Consider the following 26060-nt stretch of genomic DNA (forward strand, 5'->3'; position numbering starts at 1 on the left):
GATAGCCCACTGAGCGAAGAAGGAGGCCTGAGCCCTTCAGTAAATTTCACCGTTTACCGAGGGAACAACTGCGCTTACTCGGCTTTGCTTAGGCGCACATCGTCGAGATAAGTAGTGGCGGTACTTTGGTCGTTCCAGAGGTAGACCTTGATTCTATTGGTGCCCGTGGCGCTGGTCGGCAAGTTGATGGGCACCTTTACGGCGGTCCATTCACCAAATTTGGGCACCACCGAAGCTACTGGCAAGGCCGTGTAAAACACGTTGGTTTCATCGGTCACGCTGGTGGTAACCTGTACTACCAACTTGGCGGTACTGCCCGAAGCTTCGCGCAATACCCAGCCTTCCAGCATCATGTGGCTGAGGGGCGTTGCATTCAAATCGCCTAGGGGGCGCGAATAGGTATAACCATAGGTCACATCGGGTTTCACGCGCGCACTCCACTTCCCGCTGTGGGCCTTGTCCGTAGTGAGCGAAGCAGGATTGGCGTCGCCCCAGCCCATGCTTTGTTCAAAGTCGGCAGTCATCAGCACTGCGGCATCCGTTGCCCGGTTGGGCAAGTCAGGAGAGGATTGACAAGCTGCGAATAGGCTAAGGATAGTCAGACAAGCGAAAATCCGCATTGGTCGATGAGTAAACTAGTGAAAGATGAACTGCCCACGTGAGGGACCTGAGGAGCGAATAGCGGCACCACGCAAGTGCTTTTTTACTGGAGAAATTAGCTTGCAGTACGTGGTGAGACTTGCCGTCGGTGAGCGAGCCGTCGGCGACTCCACCCCAGCCCACCTTTCCTCAAAGCCGTTGTGCATGAGTTGCTTGGGGTTGGAAGCTGCATCGGGCGCGGCCGATTGGCAACCGCCCAGGGCGAAAACAGCCCAGCGGGCACAGTGCTGACAAATCATTTATTTGCGAAGCAAGTAAACCAGAGAAGGTAAAAATAACACCTTGAAGCAGCAATCAGCCCCGGCACCGTCAATCCTCGATGGTTGCGCGACTATGCGCCCACGCCCGCTAGCGGTGGCAGCAACGGCAGCGAAGGAGTGCCTCAGCCCTTAGCCCCAAGCTCAACGGGCCCACTTGGGGCATCCGTGGCTGGTAGTGCTCCAAATCGTGCCGCGATGAAGGCCAGGTACAGCGAAAGAAACAGCCCAACTGTGGCCAGATAGGCGTAGGGCACCTGCACGAAAGCGTAGAATGTGGTCAGGTACGCTTTCAATACTATTACCGAGAAGACGCGGTAGTCGGTGCGCGGCGCTTGTTGGCGCCAGTAGAGCCACGCGCTGCCCGCCACGGTTAGCAGCAGCAGCGTTACCTGCACGGTTTTCAGGGCCTGCAGGCGCTCTAGCAGGGGCCCGTGCATGTGGTGGTAGAAGAAATTGCCCAGGCCAATGCCGTTGAATAAGTGCATGGGGCGGCCCGCGGCGTTTAGGTGATTCCACTCGTTAAGCCCTACCTCGGTATACGCCGCTTGTACCCGCATGAACATGCCCCAGTCGTGCGACAAAAACGGCACCACGTACAGCACAAGAATGCCGACGGCCACGGCCGCCGTCACGCCCAGCGCCACTCGCCGCGACTGCTGAAAAAACAGCAGGGCCAAGTGCAGCGGCACCCAGAACACGAGCGAAAACCGCGACAGCAAACACAGTATCAGCATCACTGCCAAACCCCAGTAGGAGGGGCTCAGAATGCTGGCCACTAGCAGCAGGTAGTAGCCCACTATCATGAGCTCCACGGTCCAACCCACCACGCCGGGCTCGGTTATCATCACCGAATACAGGAGCGCGAAAGGCAGCAGCGTCAGGGCAAACAACTGGCGGGCCGTGAGGCGCTGCCGGTACAGTAAGCGGAAATAAACAGCCAAGGCCACGCCCAACACGGCGCCCGGCACCCAGCGGTAGTCAATTTGCAGCAGCTCGGGCACCACAAACGGAAACCACGTGCCCGGCAAGTACGTGGGCAGCGCAAAATACCCCAGCTCGGCGGTGAGCGGCACGTACACTTCCTGCCCCGCCAACCAACGCTGCGGATACACCGTCAGGGCCATCAGGATGTCGGAGTGGTCTTGCGGAACAGTCGTGCGAATGGCGTCTACGTACGGCGGCACGCTCAGCCACAGCCCCAACCCCAGTGCGGCGGCCATTGCCCAGCCTTGGGACGTGCCTCCCTCCGATTGGGGACGCGAGGCGGGCCAGGCCCGGTGGCGAGTGAGCTTGTACAGGCCCACGCAGGCGCCCAGGCTGCACAAATAAAGAACAACGGCGCTGGCATAAGGGCCAAACGCGCTGCGTCCGAGCGTAAACAAAAAGAACTCGCCCCCCAGCAACAAATAGATGTCCGTCGGCGCCACGCGCCACCCTTCCAAGCGCGCGCGCTCAATCATTAGGATTTGGTGATTTCTACGTCGTCGAGAAAAGTGGGCTGGTTAGACCCGGCCAGCCACATGTATACCCGCAACTGGTAGGTGGGCTGAATGGTGGCCGGCAGAGTGAACTCTTTGCTTATTCTGGTCCACGTGTTGTACGTTTTTATCTGCTGGTACATATCCATCGACTGCCAGTATACTTTTTCGTCAGGGTTGGCTGGGTTGATAACCTGAACCACGATAACTGCCCTCGATTCGCCGCCCGTGCGAAGGGCCCATCCGCTAACGGTAAGCTTAGAAATCCGGGTGGGACTTGCTTTGCCAAGGAAATTGGTGTAGCCCAAACTGAATTCGGCAGCTTTATCCACTTTTATCGAGTAGCGTCCCGAGTGGGCTTTCTCGTCCGTAACGGGCACCGGCGCCCAGCCATCCAGTGATTCAAAATCGTTGAACGTAACCCGGTTTTTGGGCACTGTGGAAGCCTTGTCAGAAGAGCAAGCCGCAAGACTGCACACGAGGGCGCCAACTGTTAGCAATTTTGTCGAAGCAAGCGACATATGAAATGGGTCAATTGTAAAGTAAGCGGGCAAAGATACCCGGCGCAAATTAAGGGGCAGCAGTTGATTTTAACCCAATGGCGTAGGTTTTGACCAACTACTTACGGGTAGGTTCTGCCTTACTTGGGGTGTTCCAAGAGAACTCGGCAATGGGACCCTAATTTTGATGGCTGTGCCGCAGCGGCTGTATGCAATGGCACGGACGTTTAGCAGTTCCACTTCTTATTTGTGCGGCCACACAACGGCCAGCTTCCCCAGGGTTATGCGAAACTTTATTTCTGCCTTGACCGCAAGGCACCGGGCCCACTGGGTGGGCATGGCGGCCGTGGCAGTGGTTGCCAGTGGCGTGGTATGGGCATTGTTCCCGTCCGTGCTGGCCCACCCGGACGACATTTTTTTCCTAAATGCTGGCGATGGGCTACAGGGGTATTATACCATGGCGTATTACGTAAAGTATGATACCGGCCTGCATTTCAGCGGAATGAATTATCCCTTTGGGGAGCACATCAATTTCCCCAGCATGCAGCCGCTTGTGAGCGGGGGCATGCGGTTGCTTGGCGGGTTGGGGCTGCCCGTTGGCGACCACGTAATTGGCCTGACCAATGTGGTGGCTTTGCTGGGGCTGGTGCTTGCGCCGGTGGTTATGTACGCCGTGTTGCGGCGGACCCGGCTGCCCGTGTGGTATGCAGCCATCACGGCAGTGCTCATCGGCTTTATGTCGCCTCAGATTGAGCGGTTGGGAGGGCACATGGCCCTCAGCTACGCGTGCTTTGTTCCGTTCTCTTGGTATTGCCTTATCCGGATTCAGGAGGCGCCGTTGCGCGCGCGCTGGTACTTGGTATTCGGGCTTAGCAGCCTGCTCATGGCGGGGGCCAGCGTGTATTTTCTGCCGTGCGCCAGTTTTTTGGCATTGGCCCACGGGGTGGTGTTTTGCTGGCAGCGGCGGCGCCCCGGGCCAATTTTATGGCGCTTGGCGTTGGCTGCTTTGCTCCCCTTGCTGGTGTTTCGGGGATGGCTCTGGTACACCGACCCGATTGCCGACCGCCCCATAAATCCTTACGGCTTCCTCGTTTATTTGGCTTCACCGGCTACCATATTCACGCCCGTGATGGCGCCGTTCAGCGACCTGTGGCAAGCGCTGTTTCATACGGAGGCGGCAAATTTTGAGGGATGGGCCTACGTGGGCTTGGCCGCCGCCGCCGTGGCAGTGGCGGGCGCTCTTCGTTTGGGCAAACGGGTGTGGCACCGGCAGTGGGGGCGGGTGCTACGGCCCGTACTCCCGGTGCACCTGCAATCGGGGCTGTGGGCCGCAGGCTTTATGTTGCTGTTGGCTTTTGGCTGGCCATTTAAGTTTGCGGGGTTTTCTTGGCTGGTAGACTATGTGGGGCCGCTTAAGCAGTTTCGGGCCCTGGGCCGCTTTGCTTGGCCGTTCTTTTATGTGTTTAGCACGTACGCGGCTTACTATTTGTACCGGCTGTGGCGCTACCTGCACCTACACGGCGCCGGAGGATTTGCGCAGGGCTGGTTGGCATTGCCCCTGCTGCTTTGGGGCATAGAGGCATACATTCACGTGAGCACCAGAGCCAAAGCGGTGGAAGCCGGTGCGGGAGCGGCTGCCTTCATGGACGCCGCCAACAACCCGGTGGTGCAGCAACTAAGCTGGACCAATCGCCAAGCCCGCGACTTTCAAGCCATCCTGCCGCTGCCGTACTTCGTCATGGGCTCCGATAAAGCGGATTTATCCGGTTCACAGGCGTCCTTTGCAGAGGGGTACAAAACGTCGTTGGCGTTGGGCTTACCGCTGGTGGCCACCTATATGACTCGCACTTCCGTGGGGCAGACCATGCAGCACGTTCAACTCCTGAGCAGCCCTTTGGTTGAAAAGGAGCTGCTCGCGAAGTTGCCCTCTCGCAAGCCTTTCCTGCTGCTGGTAACCCCCGATGCCCTAACGTGGGAAGAACAACGGCTCGTGAGCTTGGGCCGCAAGCTCGTTAGTTTGCCGAACGTAACGCTCTACGAACTGCCCATTGATGCGCTGGCCGCCACCACCCTTGCGCAAGAGCGGGCGCGGGCCCAGGAGTTGCTGCCCACCCTCACCGCCAACAAGGGCTTATACTCGTCCACGGGCAAAGGCGTGCTTCTCGATGCTTTCAAAGGCCGCCCCGACCCACGAGGGCGGCTTTCTTCGGGCAGCTTTCACGAGCCCGCCGCTACGTTTTCCACGCTCTATGATGGCCCGCTGCCCGCGCCTGCCGATACTGGCCGCTACGAGGCCGCGGTTTGGGTAAATACCACCACCGACTATGGTTTTGGCAACATGCAAGTGAAGCTTTATACCGCGGCGGGCCAAATTCTCGCCCATGAGATAGCCGACGGCCGGCGGGCTACCGAAGTGCAGGGAGACTGGGTGCGAATAGTGGTGCCGTTTCGCCGCACGGCCGAAGCAGTTCGCTTGGAGGTGCTGTACGACAGCCAGGACCTAGTGGCCGACGACCTCCTCATCCGGCCCGTTGATACCGACGTCTACTACTATGTCGGACAAGGCAGCAAGCGCCAATTGGTCAAGAATACTTACCCGTTAACGCCTTAAGCCTTCAAAAGATGACCCTTTGGTTGCGGTTCGGGGGCTCGGCTAGCGGCGGCTAGCCCTATGTAAGGGTTGGGTCACGTGTCAACCGTTCCGGCAAACTGCCGCTCTTGCATACCCTTCACCCGCTTAATGGGCGTCGGTGGTACCCTTCTGCGGGTGGGCGGGGTGGGCGGGGACAGCGCGGGCACGGTCCAACGCTTCGTCGTAGAAGCCGCTTTTCGCTCGGCGGCGGAGTTGCTGCAACTCGCGAAAGCCATCCAAGCCGTTGAGCAAGCCCACCTTGCTGCCGGTGGCATCGTTCCAGTGCACGGGTTGTTCGAAAAGGCGCAGCCCGGCCCGGTGAGCCAGGTAAAGCAGTTCCACGTCGAACCCAAACCGGTCGAGGGTAGCGCCCGTCACAATGGGACGACACACGTCTAGCCGAAAAGCTTTGAAGCCACATTGGGTATCTAAATAAGGAAGCCCAGTGGCCAGCTGCATTATCATATTGAAGAATCGGCCGCTCTGCTCTCGCAGCCAGGGCTGGTGCACCCCAATGAGGCTGCGGTCCAGGGCCCGGGACCCAAACACCACATCAAACTCGCCTGCCAAGATGGGGTCGAGCAGCAAGGGCAGGTCCGTCACGGGCGTCGACAAGTCGGCGTCGGAGAACAGCGCGACGGTGCCCGTGGCGGCCAGCAAGCCCTGGCGCACGGCGTAGCCCTTGCCCCGGTTGGGCGAGTAGCTGAGCAGGCGGGTAGCCACGCGCCCGGTGTGCGCCGCAAAAATGGTTTCCACCACTTGAGCAGTGCCGTCGGTCGACCCGTCGTTAACGACGATTACCTCGCTGCTAAACGGCTGCGTTTGCAGGTAGGCCAGCACCTGAGAAAGGGTTCTGCTGAGCCGCGCGGCCTCGTTGTAAGCTGGAATGACAAAGGAGAGAACGTGCAAGAAGGTCAGGTTAATTGCCAGCTAACGGCGAGTGCGTGAAATCGTGCTATTCAACAAATGGAGGTCTTCCATAAGTAAAGGTTCAGTCGGCTTTCCGGCCACCACAAATCTAGTAGGTAGGGCATAGTAGAAATTGCCTTTTTCATGCTCGTCGCGCGGCAGGCGCTAAATGACGGCTTTACATATTCTGCACTGGCCGCAGTGCTCAGATTCGGCCTTCGGCCACGCACGTTACACCGAAGAGCTTATTGGCCGCAGTGAGCTTCATTTCGGCGCTGGTAAGGCCGAGGAGGAGCCGGTTGACGACCGGATGCGCTGGCCGCATGTTGGAGGCAGCCGCTTTTTGCCGCAGGTTGCTGAGGCGCCGCACGGTCCAAATGAGGGGGAACAGGGTGCCGTAGAGGTAGTAGTTTTTGATGTTGCGGAAGCGGGCCTGTTGCAGCACTTCCCGCAGCATCGGAATGCGGTAGCGGCGGTAATGACCCAGAAACACGTCGTGCCCGCTCCACAGCGACCGAAATGCGGGCACGGTGATGAAGAAATAGTTATGGTCGCCGACGCAAGCTTGCTGAATGGATTGCAGCATGGCCAGGTCATCGGGTAAGTGTTCTAGCACGTCCATCAGCAGCACCAGGCCATTTTCGATAACGAGCGGAATGGCCGCCACTTTTTCGATTTTCTGCCCGCGAGTGACAGCCATCTCCTCTTCTGAATAGCCAATGTCTACCAGATACACTTTGGCAATGGCCGCGCCGTAGTGCTTTTCCAGCTCCAACGCAAAAAAACCCGAGCCGGAGCCGACGTCCACCAGCGTGATGGGCGTGCCGCGGGCCACCAGCTGCTTGGCAAAGGCAAACAGCGGCAGCTTCTTGCTTTGGTAATACCAATGGACGTCCGGATTGACGCCGTTTTCCAGTTCTTTTAAATCCATATGAGCAGTGACAATTGCGTAAACTTAGTGAGATTTCGTCCTAGTCAACCGGCCGCATGCGTGCGCCACGGATGCTTTGTTAAACCGGGCGCTACTTTTGGCATCGCTCGTCTGCCCGCCGTTTATGCTTCTGATTCAAAACTACGTCAATGGCCAGTTGGTGGCGCCCCGTACGGGCCGCTACCTCGATAACATCGACCCCGCCACGGGCCAGGTCTACGGCCAACTGCCCGACTCCGGGCCCGAAGACGTGGCCGCCGCCGTGGCCGCCGCCGAAGCTGCCCTGCCCGCCTGGCGCGCGCTTCCGGCCGAAGACCGGGGCCGCCTCCTGGTAAAAATTGCCGACCTGATTGATGCCAACCTGGCGCGCCTGGCCCACGCCGAGAGCCAGGACAACGGCAAACCGCTCAGCCTAGCCCGGGTGATGGACATTCCTCGTGCGGCTTCCAATTTCCATTTCTTTGGCACCGCGGCGCAGCACTTCGCCACCGAAGCGCACTTGCAGGAAGGCGTGGCCCTGAATTACACCGTGCGGCACCCGGTGGGGGTGGTGGGCTGCATCTCACCCTGGAACCTTCCGCTCTACCTCTTCACCTGGAAGATTGCGCCCGCCCTGGCCGTGGGCTGCTGCGTGGTGGCCAAGCCGTCGGAAATTACGCCAGCCACGGCCTTTTTGCTAAGCGAGCTGTGCATCGAAGCCGGCTTGCCGGCGGGCGTGCTCAACGTCGTGCACGGCACCGGGCCCGGCTGCGGGCAAGCCATTGTGGAGCACCCCGGCATCAAGGCCATCAGTTTCACGGGCGGCACGGCCACCGGGCGGCATTTGGCCCGCACCGCAGCGCCGCTGTTCAAGAAACTGAGCCTGGAGCTGGGCGGGAAGAACCCCAACTTGGTATTTGCCGACTGTGACTTGGCGGCGGCGGTGGCCACCAGCATCCGCAGTAGCTTCGCCAACCAAGGCCAGATTTGCCTGTGCGGCTCGCGTATTTTCATCGAACGCCCCATTTACGAGGATTTCAAAACCGAGTTCCTAGCCCAGCTAAAAGCTCAAAAGGTAGGCGACCCGTTGGATGTCGACACCAAGCAAGGCGCTTTGGTAAGCGAAGCGCATTTAAACAAAGCGCTAGAGTACATCAAGCTGGCGCACGAAGAAGGCGGCGTACTATTGGCCGGCGGCCAGCGCGCTACCGTATCTGGCCGTTGCGAAAGCGGCTACTTTCTGCAGCCCACGGTGTTTGAAAACCTGCCCCACAGCTGCCGCACCAACCAAGAGGAAATCTTCGGCCCGGTGGTCACGCTCACGCCTTTTGATAACGAAGACGAAGCCCTAACCTGGGCCAATAGCACCGAGTACGGCTTGGCCGCCACCATTTGGACGCGCGACCTCACTCGTGCCCACCGCGTGGCGCAGGCGTTGCACAGCGGCATCGTGTGGGTGAACACCTGGCTGCACCGCGACCTGCGCACCCCGTTCGGCGGCATGAAAAACTCCGGCGTCGGCCGCGAAGGCGGGCTGGAGGCGCTGCGGTTTTTTACGGAGGCGCAGAACGTGTGCGTGAAGCTGTAGTGAGCAATTGCCATGCCCTACCAACAAGAAGGGAATCTGTGGTCTGCCTGGTCCCGTTTCTTCCTGATGCTTTTGCTGCTGCTGTTGTTCAATAGCGCGTGGCCATATGTGGCACTTTATATTGACTTTGTGAAAGCACCAGCGCATGTGCCAGGCGGTAGTTTAGCCTTGTCCCAGGCAGCTTTGGAGACCAATATGTTGGTTCGTTGGGGGCTAGGCATGGCGTTTAATGCCAGTCTGCTGGTGTGGTCCTTGCGCCAACGGCACGTGGGCGAATCAATAGCCGCCTTCATCGGGATGCTTTGGTTGACCTACGTGAGCTTTTGCTTTTACTTTATGATTGGGCTCGGCTACGGCATTGTTTCAATGCTAGAAGCAATTCAATGCGCAAAGCATTAAGGGCTAACCAAATTGTACCCCCGCGTATACCTCGGCCAGCGGCACTTGGCACCCAATGCTGCCCAAGTCCAGCACGGCCGCCACGTCGCGCGTTTCAGTAAATATCCAGCGACCCAACTCATCTAGGGTGTACAGTTCAGCGTGCACCTCTTCGGAGCTGAGCATCAGGTACTGGCGTAGGCTAATAATCTGGCGGTACAGGGCAAATTTCTCGTAATGGTCCCTCTCGGCGGTTGACGAAGAAGTCACCTCCACGATGAGCACCGGATTGGTAAGCGAGCTCGGGCTTGGCTCATTGTTGAATATCGGACCACAGGCAGCCACAGTATCGGGGTATAAGTAGCCGCTGCGGTTTTTGGTTTGCACGCGTTGGTCGCCCATGTACCCTTTGCAGCCACGTTGCCGCAGCACGGGCCCAATAACCTGATTGAGGTTGTAGTTGATTTCGTTGTGAGCAGGCGTGGCCCCGGCCATGGCCCACACCCGGCCGTTGGTAAATTCGTGCTTGGCGTCGGCCCCGGTTTCCAAACGCAGGTAGTCGTCAGGGGTAAGGTATTCGGGAGCATCCGTCTTGAGAGCAGGCAGACCCATAATGAAAGGGAAATAAGGGATTACCCAAAAGTACGAAGGCAACCCCGCCGCTCGTCTTACCTTTGCGGGGCCAACCGCCCGCTTGCCCCGAATGCCTCACCCCGCTTCCGATTACTACGCCCATCCCACGGCCGTCCTCGACGAAGGGTGCCAGGTAGGCAAAGGCAGTCGCATTTGGCACTTCAGCCACGTCTGCGCCGGGGCCGACTTGGGGGAAAACTGCAATCTGGGCCAAAACGTATTCGTGGCCGACGGCGTGACCCTGGGCCGCAACGTGAAAGTGCAAAACAACGTGAGCCTCTACGGCGGCGTGGTGTGCGAAGACGACGTTTTCCTCGGGCCATCGGTGGTATTTACCAACGTGAAGAACCCCCGCAGCGCCGTGCCCCGCAACGGCTCGGGCCAGTACCAAACCACTTACCTGGAGCAAGGCGTGACGGTGGGGGCCAATGCCACGCTGGTGTGCGGCGTGCGGCTGGGGCGCTACGCCTTTGTGGGCGCGGGCAGCGTGGTCACGCACGACGTTCCGCCCTATGGCCTCGTATACGGCACCCCCGCCCGCCCGCAGGGCTGGATGAGTGCCTACGGCCACCGCCTGGCTTTCGACGCGAACCGCCGCGCTACCTGCCCCGAAAGCGGCGAAGAATACGAGCTGAGCGCCAATAAAAAATCGGTGCGTCCGCTTCCTAAAAACGACAAACGAACCTCGAAAACCTAATTTACGTGTACGACCAACTATTGCGCAAAGAGGCCACCCTGGCCGTTATCGGCCTCGGCTACGTGGGCTTGCCCATCGCCCTCGAATTCGCCAAGCAGCTCCGGGTAATTGGCTTCGACATCAATGCCGGCCGCGTGGCCCAGATGAAGCAGGGCATCGACCCCAGCGGCGAACTGGAGAAAAAAGATTTCGAAGGGTGCGACATCACCTTCACCGATTCGCTCGAGGTGCTGCGCCAGGCCCAGTTCTACATCGTGGCCGTGCCCACGCCCATCGACGAGCACGCCATGCCCGACCTGAAGCCCTTGCTGGGCGCCTCGTCCTCGGTGGGCAAAGTGCTGAAAAAAGGCGACTACGTGGTATTTGAAAGCACCGTGTACCCCGGCTGCACCGAGGAAGACTGCATTCCGGTCATCGAGCGCCTGTCGGGACTGAAATTTCCGGTTGATTTCAAAGTGGGCTATTCGCCGGAGCGCATCAACCCCGGCGACAAAGAGCACACGCTGCGCCGCATTGTGAAAGTGGTGTCCGGCAACGACCAGGAAGCCCTCGACACGATTGCCAAAGTCTACGAATTGGTGGTAGACGCCGGCGTGCACCGCGCCAGCAGCATTCGCGTGGCCGAAGCCGCCAAAATCATCGAAAACACCCAGCGCGACGTCAACATTGCGCTGATGAACGAGCTGTCGATGATTTTCGACCGCATGAACATCAACACCTACGAGGTGCTGGAAGCCGCGGGCACCAAGTGGAATTTTCTGCGCTTCTCGCCGGGCCTGGTGGGCGGCCACTGCATCGGCGTCGACCCGTACTACCTGACCTACAAGGCCAAAGAGCTGGGCTACGACGCCAAAGTCATTTTGAGCGGCCGCACCACCAACGACAACATGGGGGCCTACATCGCCCGCAAAACGGTGCAGATGATGATTAAAAAGGGCAAGGACGTGGCCAAAAGCCGCGTGCTGGTGATGGGCGCTACCTTCAAGGAAAATGTGGAGGACATCCGCAACTCCAAGGTGGCCGACGTCATTCAGGAGCTGCGGAATTTCTCGGTGAACGTGGACATCGTTGACCCGCACGCCGACTCCGATGAACTGCACCACGAGTACGGCTTCCGCCTGACCCACAACGACGACGTGCGGGCCGACTACGACGCCGTGATTGTGGCCGTGAGCCACCTGCCCTACGCCGACAAGGACGAAGAATACTTCCAGTCCATTACTTCCGATAACGCCGTGCTGGTCGACATCAAAGGCCTGTACCGCGGCAAAATGAAAGAGCTTCAGTACTGGAGCCTGTAAGCAGTTGGTGAATGAGTGAATGAAGGAATGAGCGAATTACAACGGCCCATTCACTCATTTGCTCCTTCCTTCATTCACTCATTAGGAAATCATGCGCACCAAAATTCTTGTGACGGGCGGGGCGGGCTACATCGGCTCGCACGCGGTGGTGGAACTCCAGCAAGCCGGCTACCAGCCGGTCATCGTCGACAATTTTAGCAATTCCGAGGAGTCGGCGCTGGCCGGGATTGAGTCGATTCTGGGGGCAAAGGTGCCGACCTACCGCATCGACTGCGCCGACGCGGAAGCGCTGCGGGGCGTGTTTCGGGCCGAGCCCGATGTGGCGGGCGTCATTCACTTCGCGGCCTATAAAGCCGTGGGCGAATCGGTGCAAAAACCGCTGGCCTACTTCCAGAACAACGTGGGCTCGCTGCTGGCCCTGCTGGCCGTGATGCCCGAATTTGGCGTCGAAAGCTTGGCGTTTTCGTCTTCGTGCACCGTGTACGGCATTCCCGACGCGCTGCCCGTGACCGAGGCCACGCCCACCAAGCCGGCGTCGTCGCCCTACGGCCGCACCAAGCAGATGTGCGAGGACATCGTGCACGACGTGGCGGCCGCGCCCGGCAACCGGGTGCACACCATTCTCTTGCGCTACTTCAATCCGATAGGGGCCCACGAGTCGGCCAAGATTGGCGAGCTGCCGCTGGGCGTGCCCAACAACCTGGTGCCCTTCATCACCCAGACAGCCGCCGGCCTGCGCGAAAAGCTGACCATCTTCGGCAACGACTACGACACGCCGGACGGCACCAACATCCGCGACTACATCCACGTGGTGGACCTGGCCAAGGCGCACGTCACGGCCGTGCGGCGCCTGCTCGAGCGCAAAGCCAGCGACGTGGTTGAAACCTTCAACGTGGGCACCGGCCACGGCAATACGGTGCTCGAAGTGGTGCAGACCTTTGAGCGGGTGAGCGGCCAGAAGCTCAACTACGACATTGGCCCACGCCGCGCCGGCGACGTGCCCGCCATTTACGCCGACGCCACCAAAGCCGAGCAGGTGCTCGGTTTCAAAACCGAAACTTCCCTGGCCGATTCCTTGGCCAGCTCCTGGAAATGGCAGCAAACCTTGAAACAAATGTGAGAAGTAGAAGAAGGTGAAAATGTGGTAGGTAACTAACTGATACCGTCATTTTTACTTTTTCGCATCACCCACATTTTTACATCTGCAAACATGAAAATCCTCATCACCGGCGGCGCCGGCTTCATTGGCTCCCACGTAGTCCGGCTGTTCGTGACCAAATACCCCGACTACCAGATTCTTAACCTTGACGCGCTGACTTACGCCGGCAACCTGGAGAACCTGCGCGATATCGAAAACGCGTCGAACTACACCTTCATTAAAGGTGACATTGCCGACCAGAGCTTCATTGACCAGCTGTTTGCCAACGAGGAGCCCGACGCCGTGATTCACCTCGCGGCCGAGTCGCACGTCGACCGGAGCATCACGGACCCGATGGCTTTCGTGAAAACCAACGTCATCGGCACGGTGAACTTGCTGAACGCGGCCCGCCACCTGTGGCAGCCCGGCGGCTACGACGGCCACGTGTTTTACCACGTGAGCACCGACGAAGTGTACGGCTCGCTGGACTTCGGCCCCGAGATGTTCACCGAACAAACGGCTTACGACCCCCGCTCGCCCTACTCGGCCTCCAAAGCCAGCTCCGACCATTTTGTGCGCGCCTGGCACCACACCTACGGCCTGCCCATCAAGCTGAGCAACTGCTCGAACAACTACGGCCCCAACCACTTCCCCGAGAAGCTCATTCCGCTGGCCATTCACCGCCTGCGCACCGGCCAGCCGGTGCCCGTGTACGGCAAAGGCGAGAACGTGCGCGACTGGCTGTTTGTGAAAGACCACGCCACAGCCATCGACGCGGTGTTCCACAAGGGCAAAAACGGCGACACCTACAACATCGGCGGCGTCAACGAGTGGCAGAACCTCAAGCTCATCGAGCTGCTCTGCGACGTGGTGGACGAGAAAACCGGTCAGGAGCAGGGCACTTCGCGCAAGCTCATCAAGTTCGTGACCGACCGCGCCGGCCACGACATGCGCTACGCCATCGACTCCAGCAAAATCATGAACGAGCTGGGCTGGAAGCCGAGCGTGACCTTCGAGCAAGGCCTGGCCCAAACCGTGGACTGGTACCTCGAAAACGAGGAGTGGCTGAACCACGTGACCAGCGGCGCCTACCAAGATTACAACAAGCAGCAATACAGTAATCGATAATGTGAGAATGTGGGAAATGTGAAAATGAGTGCTGTTTGGCGCTAGCGAATTTTCACATCTCCCACATTTTCACATCTTTCATCATATTAATCATCGTGTACGATAATCCTTTCCACGAGCAGCCGCTCGATAACCTCACTTTTCTCGTTACCGGCGGCGCAGGCTTCATCGGGTCCAATATTGTAGAGTACCTGCTGAAGTACGGCGTGAAACAAGTGCGGACCCTGGACGACTATTCCAACGGCTTCCGCAAGAACCTGGCGCTGTTTGCTGGCGACGCCCGCCTGGAAATCCTGGACGGTGACATCCGCGACGCGGCCACTTGCGCCGCCGCTTGTGCTGGCGTCGACGTGGTGCTGCACGAAGCCGCTCTGGGCTCGGTGCCGCGCTCCATCAACGACCCGGTGCTGAGCAACGACGTGAACGTAGGGGGCTTCGTGCAGATACTCACGGCGGCTAAAAACGCCGGCGTGAAGCGCTTCGTGTACGCTGCCTCGTCGTCGACTTATGGCGACCATCCGGGCCTGCCCAAAGTGGAGGACCGCATCGGCAAGCCCTTGTCGCCCTACGCCGTGACGAAATACGCCAACGAGCTGTACGCCGACGTGTTTGCCCGCACGTACGGCATGGAAATCATCGGCCTGCGCTACTTCAACATCTTCGGCCCACGCCAGGACCCGGGTGGGGCGTATGCGGCTGTGATTCCGCTGTTTATCGACGCCATCCTGCAAAACCAGCCGCCCACGCTCAACGGCGACGGCGGCCAAACCCGCGATTTCACCTTCGTGGAAAACTGCGTGGAAGCCAACATTCGCGCCGCTCTCGTGCAGAATCCCGAAGCACTGGGCCAGGTCTACAACATTGCCGTGGGCGACCGCACCTCGCTGGTCGAGATGTACGACATCCTGCGCCAGGAAGCTGGCTCGGACTTAGCGCCCAAATTTGGGCCCGACCGGCCCGGCGACATCCGCGATTCGCTTGCCGATATTTCCAAGGCCAACCGGCTGTTGGGCTACCAGCCACAGGTACGTATCCGCGAAGGCCTGCGCAAAACGCTGGAGTGGTTCAAGGCCAACCAAGCATTCATTCAGGAACGCAACTAACTAAACAGCCCGTCATGCAGCGCGCAGCGAAGCATCTCGCGTGCCTTGAGTAAACCAATCGATTGAGTCACATTGCACGCGAGATGCTTCGCTGCGCGCTGCATGACGGTCTAATAACCCCCATTTCATGAAAGGAATCATTCTCGCCGGCGGCTCCGGCACCCGTTTGCATCCGCTCACGTTGGCTGTGTCCAAGCAGCTCATGCCCGTGTACGACAAGCCGATGATTTATTATCCGCTGTCGATTCTGCTGTCGGCGGGCATCCGGGAGGTGCTCATCATCACCACGCCCCACGACCAGGAGCAGTTCAAAAAACTGCTCGGCGACGGCAAGAGCTTGGGCTGCGACTTTCAATACGTGGTACAGGAAGTACCCAACGGGCTGGCCCAAGCCTTTGTGCTCGGCGCCGATTTCATCGGCCAGGACAAAGTAGCCCTGGTGCTAGGCGACAACATTTTCTATGGCGAGGGCCTGGAAGACCTGCTGAAAGCCAACAGCGACCCCACCGGCGGCGTGGTTTTCGCCTACCACGTGCACGACCCCGAGCGCTACGGCGTGGTGGAGTTCGACGGCGACAACAAGGCCCTCAGCATTGAGGAGAAGCCGGCCAAGCCGAAAAGCAACTACGCCGTGCCCGGCCTGTATTTCTACGACAACGACGTGGTGGAAATCGCCAAAAACCTGGAAATGAGCCCCCGCGGCGAATACGAAATCACGGACGTGAATAAGGAGTACTTACGCCGCGGTACGCTCAAGGTGGGCATCCTGGGCCGCGGCACCGCCTGGCTCGACACGGGCACGTTCGAAAGCCTGATGCAGGCCGGCGAATTCGTGCGCGTGATTGAGCAGCGCCAGGGTCTGAAGGTGGGTGCCATCGAAGAAGCCGCTTACCGCCAAGGCTTTATCGATGCCAACCAACTCCGGGCCATTGCCACGCCGCTGCGCAAGAGCGGCTACGGCGACTACCTGCTGCACCTGCCCGAGCAGCTGGTGATGGGGAAGTAAGTGAGGTGTGAAACGGTGAAAGGTGAGTTTGACGTTCAAACGGCGCAGCTTGCGCATCTAGAACGTTAAACTCACCTCTCACCACCTCACCATTTCACACCTCTCCTATTCGTCCAAATATTGGTGCACAAACTTGATGGCCATGCTGCCCTCGCCCACGGCTGAGGCTACGCGGGCCATGGCGCCGGAGCGGCTGTCGCCGGCGGCAAATATGCCCGGCACGCAGGTTTCTAATAAATAAGGCTCACGTTCCTTTTTCCAGATGCTGGCGTAGCGGGCGTCAGTCACCAGGTCGCGGCCGGTGAGGAGGAAGCCTTTGCCGTCGCAAATGACCTGGTCGAGCAGCCACTCGGTGCTGGGCTTGGCGCCGATGAACACGAACAGGGCGCGGGCCGGCCGCTTTTCCACCGTGCCGTTGATGTCCACCATCACGGCTTCCAGGTGGTCTTGCCCGCACACCTCCTTGATTTGGGAGAAGGGCAAGAGCTCAATATTCGGCGTGTCGCGAATCTGCTCGATAAGGTAGGCCGACATGCTGGCCGCTAGGTTGGCCCCGCGAATGACGATGAAGACTTTGCGGGCATAAGTGGCGAGGTACATGGCCGCCTGCCCGGCCGAGTTGCCGCCGCCCACGATGTACACGTCCTGCTCGTCGCAGCTGCGGGCTTCGGTGCGGGCCGCGCCGTAGTACACGCCCGCGCCGCTGAGGCGGTCCATGCCCGGCACGTCGAGGGTGCGGTAGCTTACGCCCGTGGTGAGCACCACGGCTTTGGTACTGATTTCGCTGCCGTCACTCAGGGTCAGTACTTTGTAGCCGTCCTGCACGCAGAGGCTGGCCACTTCCTGCGGCGCCAGAAACTCGGCCCCGAGGCGGACGGCCTGCGTCCAGGCCCGGTGCGCGAGCTCGGCGCCGCTCAGGCCGGTGGGGAAGCCCAGGTAGTTCTCGATGCGGGAGCTGGTGCCGGCTTGGCCGCCGGGCGTCTGACGCTCGATGATGAGGGTTTTGAGGCCTTCGCTGGCGCCGTACACGGCCGCGGCGAGGCCGCTGGGGCCGGCACCCACCACCACCACGTCGTACATTTCCTGCGAAGCCGTGCTGTTGATGCCCAAGTGCTGAGCTAAAACGGCTTTGGTGGGCTTGGGTACGGCCGTACCGTCCGCGCAAATGACCAGTGGCAAGTCCGCGGACTCGAAGCCTTTGGCCTGCACCAAGGCCTGCGCTTCGGGGTTGGTTTCGTAGTCTAGCCACTGGTAGCCCACCATGTACCCGCTCAGAAAGTCCTTGAGCTCGTGCGAGAGCGGCGACCATTGGAATCCAATCAGCCGCACGCCGTCGAACTTGGGCTTGTGCGCGGCCTGCCAGGCGTTCAGCAGGTCTTGCAACGTGGGATAAAGCAGGTTTTCGGGCGGGTCCCAGGGCTTCATCAGGTAGTGGTCGATGCGGGCCGAGTTGATGGCCCGCACCGCGGCCTCCGTGTCGGCGTAGGCGGTGAGGAGCACGCGCTTGGCATGGGGGAAATATTGGCGCGAGGCCGTGAGCAGCTCCACGCCTTCCAGCTCGGGCATGCGCTGGTCGGCCACAATCAGGGCCAGCGGTTCCTCATTGGCGCTGAGCTCTTTGATGGTAGTCAGCGCTTCAGGACCGGAGTTGACGCGCACAATGCGGTATTCCTGGCTGAACTCCTGGCGCAAGTCGCGGGCAATGGCGGCCAGCACTTGCGGGTCGTCGTCGACGGCGAGAATAATGGGTTTTTTGGCAGCCATTGTTGTTTTCTTGGTTAGTTCGAGACTGACGTGCGCAGCGAAATGGCTGGCGTGCAGTAGTAATTAAATTGATGTGAATTCGTGGCAGCGCACGAAATGCACTGCCACGAAACGCGTTACGCAACTAGCTAGTGATGCCCCTAAGCCAGCGGTTTGGCCACCGGCAGCCACGCGCAAAACTCGGTGTGGCCCGGCCGCGAAGCTACTTCCAGGCGTCCATCGTGCTGCCTGATGATTCGCTGCGCAATATCGAGCCCCAGGCCTGAACCATCGCCGGCCTGCTTGGTGGTGTAAAAAGGCTCAAAAATGTGGGGCAACACTTCGGGCGGGATGCCGGACCCGTTGTCAACCAGAAACACGCGCACAAACTCTTCTTCCTGTCGGGTGCGTAGCGTGAGCTCGCCGCCTTCGGGGGGCAGCGCATCCACGGCGTTGTCAATCAGGTTGGTCCACACTTGGTTGAGGCTGCTGACTTGGCCCCGAATGGGCGGCAAATCAGGCGCGTAGTCGCGGGTGAGACGCACGTTTTTCTGGCGCAGCTGAAAGCCCAGCATGTTGAGCGTGCTGTCGAGCCCGGTAGTAACCGTCAGCATTTCAAATCCTCCCGCGCGGTCCATGTGGGAGTACGTCTTCACGTCGGCAACGAGCTTGCTGATGCGGGCCCCGGCCTCTTGCACGTCGTGCACCAACTGGAGCGTCGACTGCTGGCACTCCAGCCACGCGAAGGCGGCCGGGCGGGCGGCGGGCGGCAGCACCTCGGCCGCGGCCCCCAGAATGTCTTCCGTCAGGCCTGTTTCGAGCAAGCCAGGTGCCAAGCGGTAGGCGTCGGCCACGCCGTGGTCGGTGAGCCAGTCGGCTAGCTCGTCTTCGCGCTGCGACTGCTGCATGGGCGAGAGGTGCGGCGCGGGCTTCGCCGACTTTGCCACGGGCACAGCCAGCGCCGCGAACGAGCGCAACGCGGCGGGGTCCGAGCATTTTTCCAGCAAATCTTGGAGCAGTTGAGGCTTGACGGCTGCCCGCTGGGCCAACGCTTGCGCAGCGCGGGCAATAGCCGCCGCGGGATTGTTGAGTTCGTGGGCCAAGCCGGCCGAGAGTTTGCCTAGTGCGCGCAGCTTATCGTCGCGCTCCTGGTTGCGGACCTGGTCGCGGCTGCGGTCGTTCATCACGGCCACCAAGCGCTGGGTGAGTTCGGGGCTGGCCTGCTCCAGGGCGGGAAACTGGTCGCGGTGCAGATGGTAAAAAAGGGAGTCGCCCACGGCCACTGCTTGGCCGCCAATGACGCGCAACCGCGAGTAGGGCAGCACCCCCGTGACCTGCCCCGCTTCGACGCGAAAAACGGGGTCGCGCTGGGCGCCTTTCACCGCGTAGAACTGCACCCCGCCTCGGATGATGGCCGTCATCAGCTCGGCCGGGGAGCCGGGCTCAAACAGGACTTCGCCGTTGACCGCCGCGCGGGTGTGGCCGTGGTCGAGCAGCCACTGCAGTGTTGCCTCGGGCAGGTCGGCAAAAGCCGTGACAGTGGCGAGGTCGGCAGGGGTGAGGGTGGTCGTTTCGGACATAGGTGGAAAACCCCGCGAAGGGCTAAAAGTTGGAGGCCTGCCGGCCCGGCTGCGGCGTACCTTGCGCCCTCCGGAGCAGACGGGCCAGCCAAGCAAAAGCTTTAGTTACAAAGCAACTTTTTCGCGACGGCTGGCCTTATAATTCATTCCCAATAATTGAAGATAGCCGTTTCATGGCCAAAGCGAGAACTGTATTTTTTTGCCAATCCTGCGGTGCACAGTCGGCCAAGTGGATAGGCCGTTGCCCGGCCTGCGGCGAGTGGAACACCTACGTCGAAGAAGTCGTCCAGAAAGAAACCGTGGCCACCACCACGGGCCAGTGGAAACCCGCCAGCACCGTACCCGGCGGCAACTTGGCTAAGGCCGCGAAGTCGGTGCCGCTCAATAGCATTCTGGCCGAAGACGAACCCCGCATCCTCACGCCCGACGGCGAGTTGAACCGCGTGCTCGGTGGCGGCATCGTGCCGGGTTCTATCATCCTCATTGGCGGCGAGCCGGGCATTGGTAAGAGCACGCTCATGCTGCAAATCGCCCTCAGCCTGCGCCAGATGAAGGTGCTGTACGTGAGTGGCGAGGAAAGCGAAGCTCAGATAAAAATGCGGGCCGAGCGCCTGGCCGACGGCCAGCACCCCGGCTGCTACATCCTCACCGAAACCAATACCCAGAACATCTTCCGGCAGATTGACCAGGTGCAGCCCAACCTCCTCGTCATCGACTCCATCCAGACCATGCACTCTACGCTGGTTGAAAGTGGCGCCGGCAGCGTGAGTCAGGTGCGCGAGTGCACGGCCGAGTTCCTGAAATTTGCCAAGGAAACCAGCACACCGGTGCTGCTCATTGGCCACATCACCAAGGATGGCAGCATTGCCGGACCCAAAATCCTGGAGCACATGGTGGATACCGTGCTGCAGTTCGAGGGCGACCGGCACATGAGCTACCGCATCCTTCGCACCACCAAAAACCGCTTCGGCAGCACCTCCGAGCTGGGCATCTACGAGATGCAGGGCGACGGCCTGCGCCAGGTAAGCAACCCTTCCGAAATCCTGCTCTCGCAGCGCGGCGAAAGCCTGAGCGGCATGGCCATCGGGGCCACGCTGGAGGGCAACCGCCCGTTGCTGGTGGAAGTGCAGGCCCTTGTGACGCCCGCCACCTACGGCACCCCGCAGCGCAGCAGCACCGGCTTCGACGCCAAGCGGCTGCAAATGCTGCTGGCCGTGCTGGAGAAGCGCGCCGGCCTGCGCTTGGGCCAGCACGACGTGTTTCTGAACATCGCCGGTGGCCTGCGCCTCGACGACCCCGCCCTGGACATGGCCGTGTGCGCCGCCGTGGTTTCTTCGCTGAACGACGTGCCCATCCCCGGCAACGTGTGCCTCGCGGCCGAAGTCGGGCTGAGCGGCGAAATCCGGGCCGTGTCGCGCCTGGACCAGCGGTTGGCCGAAGCCGAAAAATTGGGCTTTCGGGAGATGTATGTTTCGCAGTTCAACGGCAAGGGATTGGACTTAGCGCGTTTCGGACTAAAAGTGCAAGCCGTAGCACGACTGGATGAGGTGCTAAATGGCCTGTTCGGGTAAGGCAAAACCATATTGATAATCAGTCGGTGATTGCTCAGACGGCTGCCAATTAACCTGAAGGCTTTGCTGACCCGCACAAAAATTAGTGGGTTGCCGATTAGGATTTTATAAACCAAAAAGCCGTATCTTCGGACTACTGATAGGCTTATCCCGTGAATTCATGGAGTAAGTTCAACAGTACACCTGTTTGTCTGGCCACTTGTTGGCGGCGCGGTCGGTTACCCGTCAACAGTTTTTTTGTGTTATGATAATATCCTTCATCACTTCCGCGCGTCGGCTCCTGAGCGCAGCGCTGCTGCTGGCTCCGGTGCTGGTGCACGGACAGGCTAAAACCACGACCACCGTGGTGGGCACCGCCAAGCGAGAAGCTGCCGCTCCGTTGGTCTCCCCCAACACGGCCGTGCTCACGGGTCGCGTCACGGGCCCAACCACCGACTCGGTGGCTGTGTCGGTACGGGAAAACCCGCTCGACCCCAAGGAAAAGCTCTTCCGTACGCGCCTCAACGACAAAGGAGAGTTTAAAATTGTGGTGCCCGTGACGGGACCCACGAAAGCCGACTTGGTATTTGGCGACGACGTGGCCCCGTTGTTCCTGGACCCGGGCACGGATATCGACGTGCGTTTTAAGGGAAACGACATGTCGGGCTCGTTGAAATTCAAGCCCAACGACGTGCCCACGGGCCTGGCCACCAAGCTGCGCAACCGCAACAACCTGACCGAGGAGCAGCGCCACCGCCAGCAAGCGGCCAACGCCAACAACTACTTGGTGGAAGCCGATGCCCAATTCGTAGAAAACGACGGTTTCCAGGTGCTGCCCGATAATATTCAGCTGTACGAAGCCCCGTTTCTGTCTTTCTTGGAGTACCGCCGCAAGCACGAATTCGAGTTTCTGGAAGACCACGCCGCCAAGCAGTCGTTCACTCAGGAGTTTTACAACTACGCCAAGGCCGAAGTGGTGTACGCCTACGCCAACGACCGGCTGACCTTTCAGGACCTGCGCGAGCAAGTGGTAAACACCGAAGGCCGCCTGAAAATGGCGCCCGATTACTACAACTTCCTCCGCGAGCCGGGCTTGCTCAACGAGCCCAATGCGGCGCAGAGCGAACTGTACCAGGAATTCCTGATTAACTACGTGCACTTTGCCGTGGCGCAGGAAAACCACCAGCGCTCCGACCCGGGTTTTTACCCCGCTTGCTACGCCTTGGCCAGCAAGAAGCTTACCGGGGCTATCCGTCCCATCATTTTGGGCCGGGTGCTGCAGGAGTCGTTTCGGTTTGGTCACGTGAAGCAGTCGGCGGCCATGCTGACCGATTTCCGCAACTACGACCCGAAGAGTCAGTACGCCCCCACGCTGCAGCAGGATTTCGACCAGCACAAGTCCTTTGCCATTGGCGCGCCTGCTCCCGACTTCAAGCTGCCCAGCGCCAACGGCGACACCGTGCGCCTGCGCGACTTCCAAGGCAAACTGGTGTACATCAACTTCTGGAAAACCACCAATGGCTTGAGCTTGCGCGACTTGGCGTACGCTCAGGAATTGATTCGCAAGTTTGAAGGCAAGAACATCGTCTTCGTCAGCATTGCCCTCGACGAGAACGAGCAGGCCTGGCGCCAGCTGGTGACCGTGAAAAAACTGCCCGGCGTGCACGTGCGCATTCCCGGCGGCGGCTTGCGCTCGGCAGTGGCGCAGGCTTATGCGCTGCAGGAGGTGCCCACCTACATGCTGGTGGGCGAAGACGGTACCTTCCTCAACACCAAGCCCAAACGGTTGAGTAGCCGGGCCGCCATCGACGAAATCAATCAGTCGTTTGGCAAGGCCAGTACCTACACCAGCGCCATCGATTTCCCGGCGACCAAGAAATAAGCACCTCCGCGGCTGCCCAGACGCAACCGAAGTAGCGCGAACTTTGTAGTCCGCGTCCCCACACTGCCGAACTTCCCCTCGGCACCGGGACGTGAGCCGCAAGTTCGCGCTACTGCTTTATCCTGCCGCCATGTCCGTGCTCACCGATAGCCTCAACGTCTTATCCAAGGCCACGCCCTTGCGTGTGTGGAACGCCACGCAAATCATCGGTTCCTACGTGCTGAGCAAGCTCACGGGCAAGGCGCGGCTGCGCGGGCTGCCCATGGCGCTGAGCTTTGAGCCTACTACGAGCTGCAACCTGCGCTGCCCGGAGTGCCCCAGCGGGCTGCGCTCCTTCACGCGGCCTACGGGCATGCTGCCGGCCGATTTGTTTAAGCGGACGATTGATGAAGTGGCCAGCCGGTTGTGGTACCTCATTTTCTACTTCCAGGGCGAACCGTATTTGCACCCGCAATTTTTGGAATTGGTGAAATACGCGGCCGCGAAAGGCATCTACACCGCCACCAGTACCAACGCCCACTACCTGACTGATGATAATGCCCGCAAGACGGTGGAAAGCGGCCTCGACCGCCTTATCATCTCGCTGGATGGCACCACGCAGGAGGTGTACCAGCAGTACCGCGTAGGCGGCAAACTGGAGAAGGTGCTGGAGGGCACCCGCAACGTGGTAAAATGGCGCAAGGAGCTGAAATCAAACACCCCGCGTATCATCTTCCAGTTCTTAGTGGTGCGCCCCAACGAGCACCAAATCGACGACGCCAAGCAGCTGGCCGAGGCGATGGGCGTGGACGACGTGTGGTTCAAAACGGCCCAGATTTACGACCATCAGCACGGCTCGCCGCTCATCCCGACCATCGACTACTACTCGCGCTACCAGAACAACCTGAACGGTACCTGGAGCCTGAAAAACAAGCTGGTGGACCACTGCTGGAAAATGTGGCACTCCTGCGTCATTACCTGGGACGGGCTGGTGGTGCCGTGCTGCTTCGACAAAGACGCGGAGTACCGCCAGGGAGACCTCAAAACCGAGACCTTCCGCCAGCTCTGGCGCGGCCCAAAGTACCAACAGTTCCGGGGCAGCCTGCTCAAAGGCCGCGACCAGATTGAGATGTGCCGCAACTGCTCGGAGGGCACCAAAGTGTGGGGGTAACGCTGCGATTAATAACGAATGGGGGAGGAAGAATTAACCGTTAGGCCATAATTCTTCCTCCCCCATTCGTTGTTGGCTTAGGCCAAAGGCACCTTACTTGTGGTCCTTCGTCAGATTTTTGCCATGGTCTTCCACTTTTGTGAAGAATTCTAGCGTGTCGGAATCGGCATAGACGTTGTAAGCCGAGGAAATAGTGCCCCGTACGCCGTCGTTAGCTTCGATGGCGTAGAGAATAGACGCATCATCGGGGTTGCTCTCTCCTTCGAAGCGGTAGAAATCCACAATGGTGATTTCGTCGGGCGCGTAGCTTTTGTCCGAGTCGGTGTTCATCGTTTGCAAGCGGCCATCCACGACGTAGAAGTCCTGAACGAAGCCGTCCTTGCGCAGTTTGTTTTCGACGTTCACAAGTGAGCGTTCTTCTTCTTTGTCCTGCATGGCGGTGGGGTGTTTGGTAAGGAAAGGCAAAGCGGCGGGGTGCTAACGCAGCCCGCCCCCGTCTCAGCTATACGGTGCCGAGGCGGGGGCGGGTTATGCGCTAAGCCAGAAAAAGCTGGCGGAGGTACGGAGGGCGTTAGCGCCGGGCTTGGGTGGCAGCGCGGGCTTCGATGGTGCGCTGCAGCTGGTCCACGTCGAGCGTGCCGCAAGCGCCGCCGCAGCCTTTGGCGCAGCCCGCCGCCGTCTTGCTGAAAAAGGCGCGATAGAAAATCCGGCCCACGTAAAACGCGGCCGCCACAAACAGCCCAGCAATCAGAAAATACTGGATTTCAACGGAGGTGAGGGCAAGCAGCATGCTGGGTAAACTCAGAAGGAAAAAGAAAAGTTTGCAGGCGCCCAACGCAACCTGCGTGTAGAAACGAGTGCCCCGACATTTCATTTCGGCTTGTCAGAAAAACCATCGGGCTAACGGGCCGAAATGAAATGTCGGGGTACTTGGGCTACGACCAGAACTCGCGAATGGTCCGTTGAATTTCGGGGTGCGTGTGCCCATTGCTGGCCACCACTTCGCGCCCAAAGAGCGGGTCGCCATCTTCTAGAAACTGGGTGACTTGCCCCCCGGCCTCGCGCACCAGTAAGATGCCCGCTGCTACGTCATAAGAATTGAGGTTGAACTCGAAAAAGGCCTCGCAGCGCCCGGCGGCTACATACGCCAGGTCCACGGCGGCCGAGCCCAGCCGGCGTACCCCGTGGCTGCGCGACATGAAGGCGCCCAGCAGTTGCAAGTACTGGCCCATCTTGCCAAAGTCCTTGTAAGGAAAGCCCGTGGCAATGAGCGAGCCGCTGAGTTCGGCCACGTCGGTGACGTGGATGGGAAGGTCGTTGCAAAAAGCCCCGCCGCCGCGCACGGCCCGGAAGCTCTCGTCGCGGTTCACCTCGTGCACCACACCCACCACCAGCTCGGCGCCCTGCAGCAGCGCCACGCTAATGGAATACACCGGCAAGCCGTGCACAAAGTTGGTGGTGCCGTCCAGTGGGTCAATTATCCACGTGAATTCTTCGCTTTGGGTGTCGGGGCCCGCGGTGCCTTCCTCGGTAATGAAGCCGGCTTCGGGCAGCAGTTGGCGCAGGCCGGCCACCAGCTTGCGCTCGGTTTCCTGGTCCACGTAGCTCACCAAATCGTGCAGGCCTTTGTGCTCAATTTTGGCGCGGTCGAAGGTGCTGGCTTCCTGGCGGATGAACTCGGCGGTGCGGCGGCACAGCGCGGCCAGGTCGAAGGAAAGTGGGGTAAAATCAGTGGGCATAAGTCGAGGTTAGAGCGCCGTAGAGACGCGACCCTTCGCGTCTTGGCGTTGAACGATGATTGTTGAATGGCGCGGACGCCGAGACGCGAAGGGTC

23 protein-coding genes are annotated in these 26060 nt (G+C 59.9%); 12 read left to right on the top strand and 11 right to left on the bottom strand.

The features are described 5' to 3' along the window. Positions 1 to 74: 74 nt before the first annotated feature. From VF629_RS14105 to VF629_RS14115, 3 genes are all read right to left on the bottom strand, one after another. Entirely contained in the window at positions 75 to 557 is a 483-nt protein-coding gene (locus VF629_RS14105; RefSeq protein ID WP_331059132.1) for a hypothetical protein, read from the bottom strand. A gap of 485 nt (positions 558 to 1042) precedes the next feature. Continuing rightward, positions 1043 to 2380: a hypothetical protein gene (locus VF629_RS14110; protein ID WP_331059133.1), complete on the bottom strand. Its 1338-nt coding sequence runs from the start codon at positions 2378 to 2380 to the stop codon at positions 1043 to 1045. Then, positions 2380 to 2835: a hypothetical protein gene (locus VF629_RS14115; protein ID WP_331059134.1), complete on the bottom strand. Its 456-nt coding sequence runs from the start codon at positions 2833 to 2835 to the stop codon at positions 2380 to 2382. Before VF629_RS14115 ends, VF629_RS14110 begins: the two co-directional genes overlap by 1 nt. A 367-nt stretch (positions 2836 to 3202) precedes the next feature. Here VF629_RS14115 and VF629_RS14120 point away from each other — a divergent pair, with 367 nt between their 5' ends. Then, a complete protein-coding gene (locus VF629_RS14120; protein WP_331059135.1) occupies positions 3203 to 5509 on the top strand; it encodes a hypothetical protein in 2307 nt (768 codons plus the stop codon). Between the two features lie 126 nt (positions 5510 to 5635). Here the strand turns inward: VF629_RS14120 and VF629_RS14125 are convergent, their stop codons facing one another. Together VF629_RS14125 and VF629_RS14130 are read right to left on the bottom strand one after the other, a co-directional pair. After that, positions 5636 to 6439 (bottom strand): dolichyl-phosphate beta-glucosyltransferase, encoded by an 804-nt coding sequence (locus VF629_RS14125; protein ID WP_331059136.1) that lies wholly within the window; start codon positions 6437 to 6439, stop codon positions 5636 to 5638. A gap of 205 nt (positions 6440 to 6644) precedes the next feature. Continuing rightward, complete coding sequence (locus VF629_RS14130; protein ID WP_331059137.1) at positions 6645 to 7370, bottom strand: class I SAM-dependent methyltransferase; 726 nt, start codon at positions 7368 to 7370, stop codon at positions 6645 to 6647. A 124-nt stretch (positions 7371 to 7494) separates the two neighbouring features. Between VF629_RS14130 and VF629_RS14135 the strand changes: the two genes are divergently transcribed. Both VF629_RS14135 and VF629_RS14140 read left to right on the top strand, forming a co-directional pair. Beyond that, positions 7495 to 8937 carry an aldehyde dehydrogenase gene (locus VF629_RS14135; RefSeq protein ID WP_331059138.1) on the top strand — a complete coding sequence of 481 codons (1443 nt, stop codon included), beginning with the start codon at positions 7495 to 7497 and terminating at the stop codon, positions 8935 to 8937. Positions 8938 to 8949: 12 nt separating this feature from the next. Next, positions 8950 to 9336, top strand: a complete 387-nt coding sequence (locus VF629_RS14140; RefSeq protein WP_331059139.1) for a hypothetical protein — start codon at positions 8950 to 8952, stop codon at positions 9334 to 9336. 3 nt (positions 9337 to 9339) lie between these two features. On the opposite strand, the gene VF629_RS14145 is transcribed toward VF629_RS14140, so the two are convergent. Further along, the gene (locus tag VF629_RS14145; RefSeq protein ID WP_331059140.1) at positions 9340 to 9927 is read right to left on the bottom strand and encodes a Uma2 family endonuclease; all 588 of its coding nucleotides are present in this window, start codon (positions 9925 to 9927) and stop codon (positions 9340 to 9342) included. Positions 9928 to 10018: 91 nt separating this feature from the next. Between VF629_RS14145 and VF629_RS14150 the strand changes: the two genes are divergently transcribed. From VF629_RS14150 to rfbA, 6 genes are all read left to right on the top strand, one after another. Beyond that, positions 10019 to 10645: an acyltransferase gene (locus VF629_RS14150; RefSeq protein ID WP_331059141.1), complete on the top strand. Its 627-nt coding sequence runs from the start codon at positions 10019 to 10021 to the stop codon at positions 10643 to 10645. 5 nt (positions 10646 to 10650) lie between these two features. Further along, positions 10651 to 11946 (top strand): nucleotide sugar dehydrogenase, encoded by a 1296-nt coding sequence (locus VF629_RS14155; protein WP_331059142.1) that lies wholly within the window; start codon positions 10651 to 10653, stop codon positions 11944 to 11946. 91 nt (positions 11947 to 12037) lie between these two features. After that, on the top strand, positions 12038 to 13066 hold the full coding sequence (galE, locus tag VF629_RS14160; RefSeq protein ID WP_331059143.1) for a UDP-glucose 4-epimerase GalE: 1029 nt from the start codon (positions 12038 to 12040) through the stop codon (positions 13064 to 13066). A gap of 90 nt (positions 13067 to 13156) precedes the next feature. Next, positions 13157 to 14212, top strand: a complete 1056-nt coding sequence (gene rfbB, locus VF629_RS14165; protein ID WP_331059144.1) for a dTDP-glucose 4,6-dehydratase — start codon at positions 13157 to 13159, stop codon at positions 14210 to 14212. 95 nt (positions 14213 to 14307) lie between these two features. Then, a complete protein-coding gene (locus tag VF629_RS14170) occupies positions 14308 to 15315 on the top strand; it encodes an SDR family oxidoreductase (protein ID WP_331059145.1) in 1008 nt (335 codons plus the stop codon). Positions 15316 to 15442: 127 nt separating this feature from the next. Next, positions 15443 to 16321 carry a glucose-1-phosphate thymidylyltransferase RfbA gene (gene rfbA / locus VF629_RS14175; protein ID WP_331059146.1) on the top strand — a complete coding sequence of 293 codons (879 nt, stop codon included), beginning with the start codon at positions 15443 to 15445 and terminating at the stop codon, positions 16319 to 16321. A gap of 105 nt (positions 16322 to 16426) precedes the next feature. Here the strand turns inward: rfbA and VF629_RS14180 are convergent, their stop codons facing one another. Both VF629_RS14180 and VF629_RS14185 read right to left on the bottom strand, forming a co-directional pair. Next, a complete protein-coding gene (locus tag VF629_RS14180) occupies positions 16427 to 18085 on the bottom strand; it encodes an FAD-dependent oxidoreductase (RefSeq protein WP_331059147.1) in 1659 nt (552 codons plus the stop codon). A gap of 140 nt (positions 18086 to 18225) precedes the next feature. Further along, positions 18226 to 19644 carry a sensor histidine kinase gene (locus tag VF629_RS14185; protein ID WP_331059148.1) on the bottom strand — a complete coding sequence of 473 codons (1419 nt, stop codon included), beginning with the start codon at positions 19642 to 19644 and terminating at the stop codon, positions 18226 to 18228. A gap of 173 nt (positions 19645 to 19817) precedes the next feature. Between VF629_RS14185 and radA the strand changes: the two genes are divergently transcribed. From radA to VF629_RS14200, 3 genes are all read left to right on the top strand, one after another. Then, the gene (gene radA, locus VF629_RS14190; protein ID WP_331059149.1) at positions 19818 to 21215 is read left to right on the top strand and encodes a DNA repair protein RadA; all 1398 of its coding nucleotides are present in this window, start codon (positions 19818 to 19820) and stop codon (positions 21213 to 21215) included. A 244-nt stretch (positions 21216 to 21459) separates the two neighbouring features. Next, positions 21460 to 23076, top strand: a complete 1617-nt coding sequence (locus VF629_RS14195; protein ID WP_331059150.1) for a TlpA disulfide reductase family protein — start codon at positions 21460 to 21462, stop codon at positions 23074 to 23076. A 130-nt stretch (positions 23077 to 23206) separates the two neighbouring features. Then, complete coding sequence (locus VF629_RS14200; protein ID WP_331059151.1) at positions 23207 to 24226, top strand: SPASM domain-containing protein; 1020 nt, start codon at positions 23207 to 23209, stop codon at positions 24224 to 24226. 93 nt (positions 24227 to 24319) lie between these two features. On the opposite strand, the gene VF629_RS14205 is transcribed toward VF629_RS14200, so the two are convergent. The 3 genes from VF629_RS14205 to VF629_RS14215 form a co-directional block, all read right to left on the bottom strand. After that, positions 24320 to 24691, bottom strand: coding sequence for a hypothetical protein (locus VF629_RS14205; protein ID WP_331059152.1), 372 nt, complete (start codon positions 24689 to 24691; stop codon positions 24320 to 24322). Between the two features lie 106 nt (positions 24692 to 24797). Beyond that, complete coding sequence (locus tag VF629_RS14210; RefSeq protein WP_331059153.1) at positions 24798 to 25016, bottom strand: hypothetical protein; 219 nt, start codon at positions 25014 to 25016, stop codon at positions 24798 to 24800. A 145-nt stretch (positions 25017 to 25161) separates the two neighbouring features. Further along, positions 25162 to 25965, bottom strand: coding sequence for an inositol monophosphatase family protein (locus tag VF629_RS14215; protein ID WP_331059154.1), 804 nt, complete (start codon positions 25963 to 25965; stop codon positions 25162 to 25164). Positions 25966 to 26060 lie beyond the last annotated feature (95 nt).

The sequence above is a fragment of the Hymenobacter sp. genome (genome assembly GCF_036388155.1).
In the GTDB taxonomy this organism is placed as follows: Bacteria; Bacteroidota; Bacteroidia; order Cytophagales; family Hymenobacteraceae; genus Hymenobacter.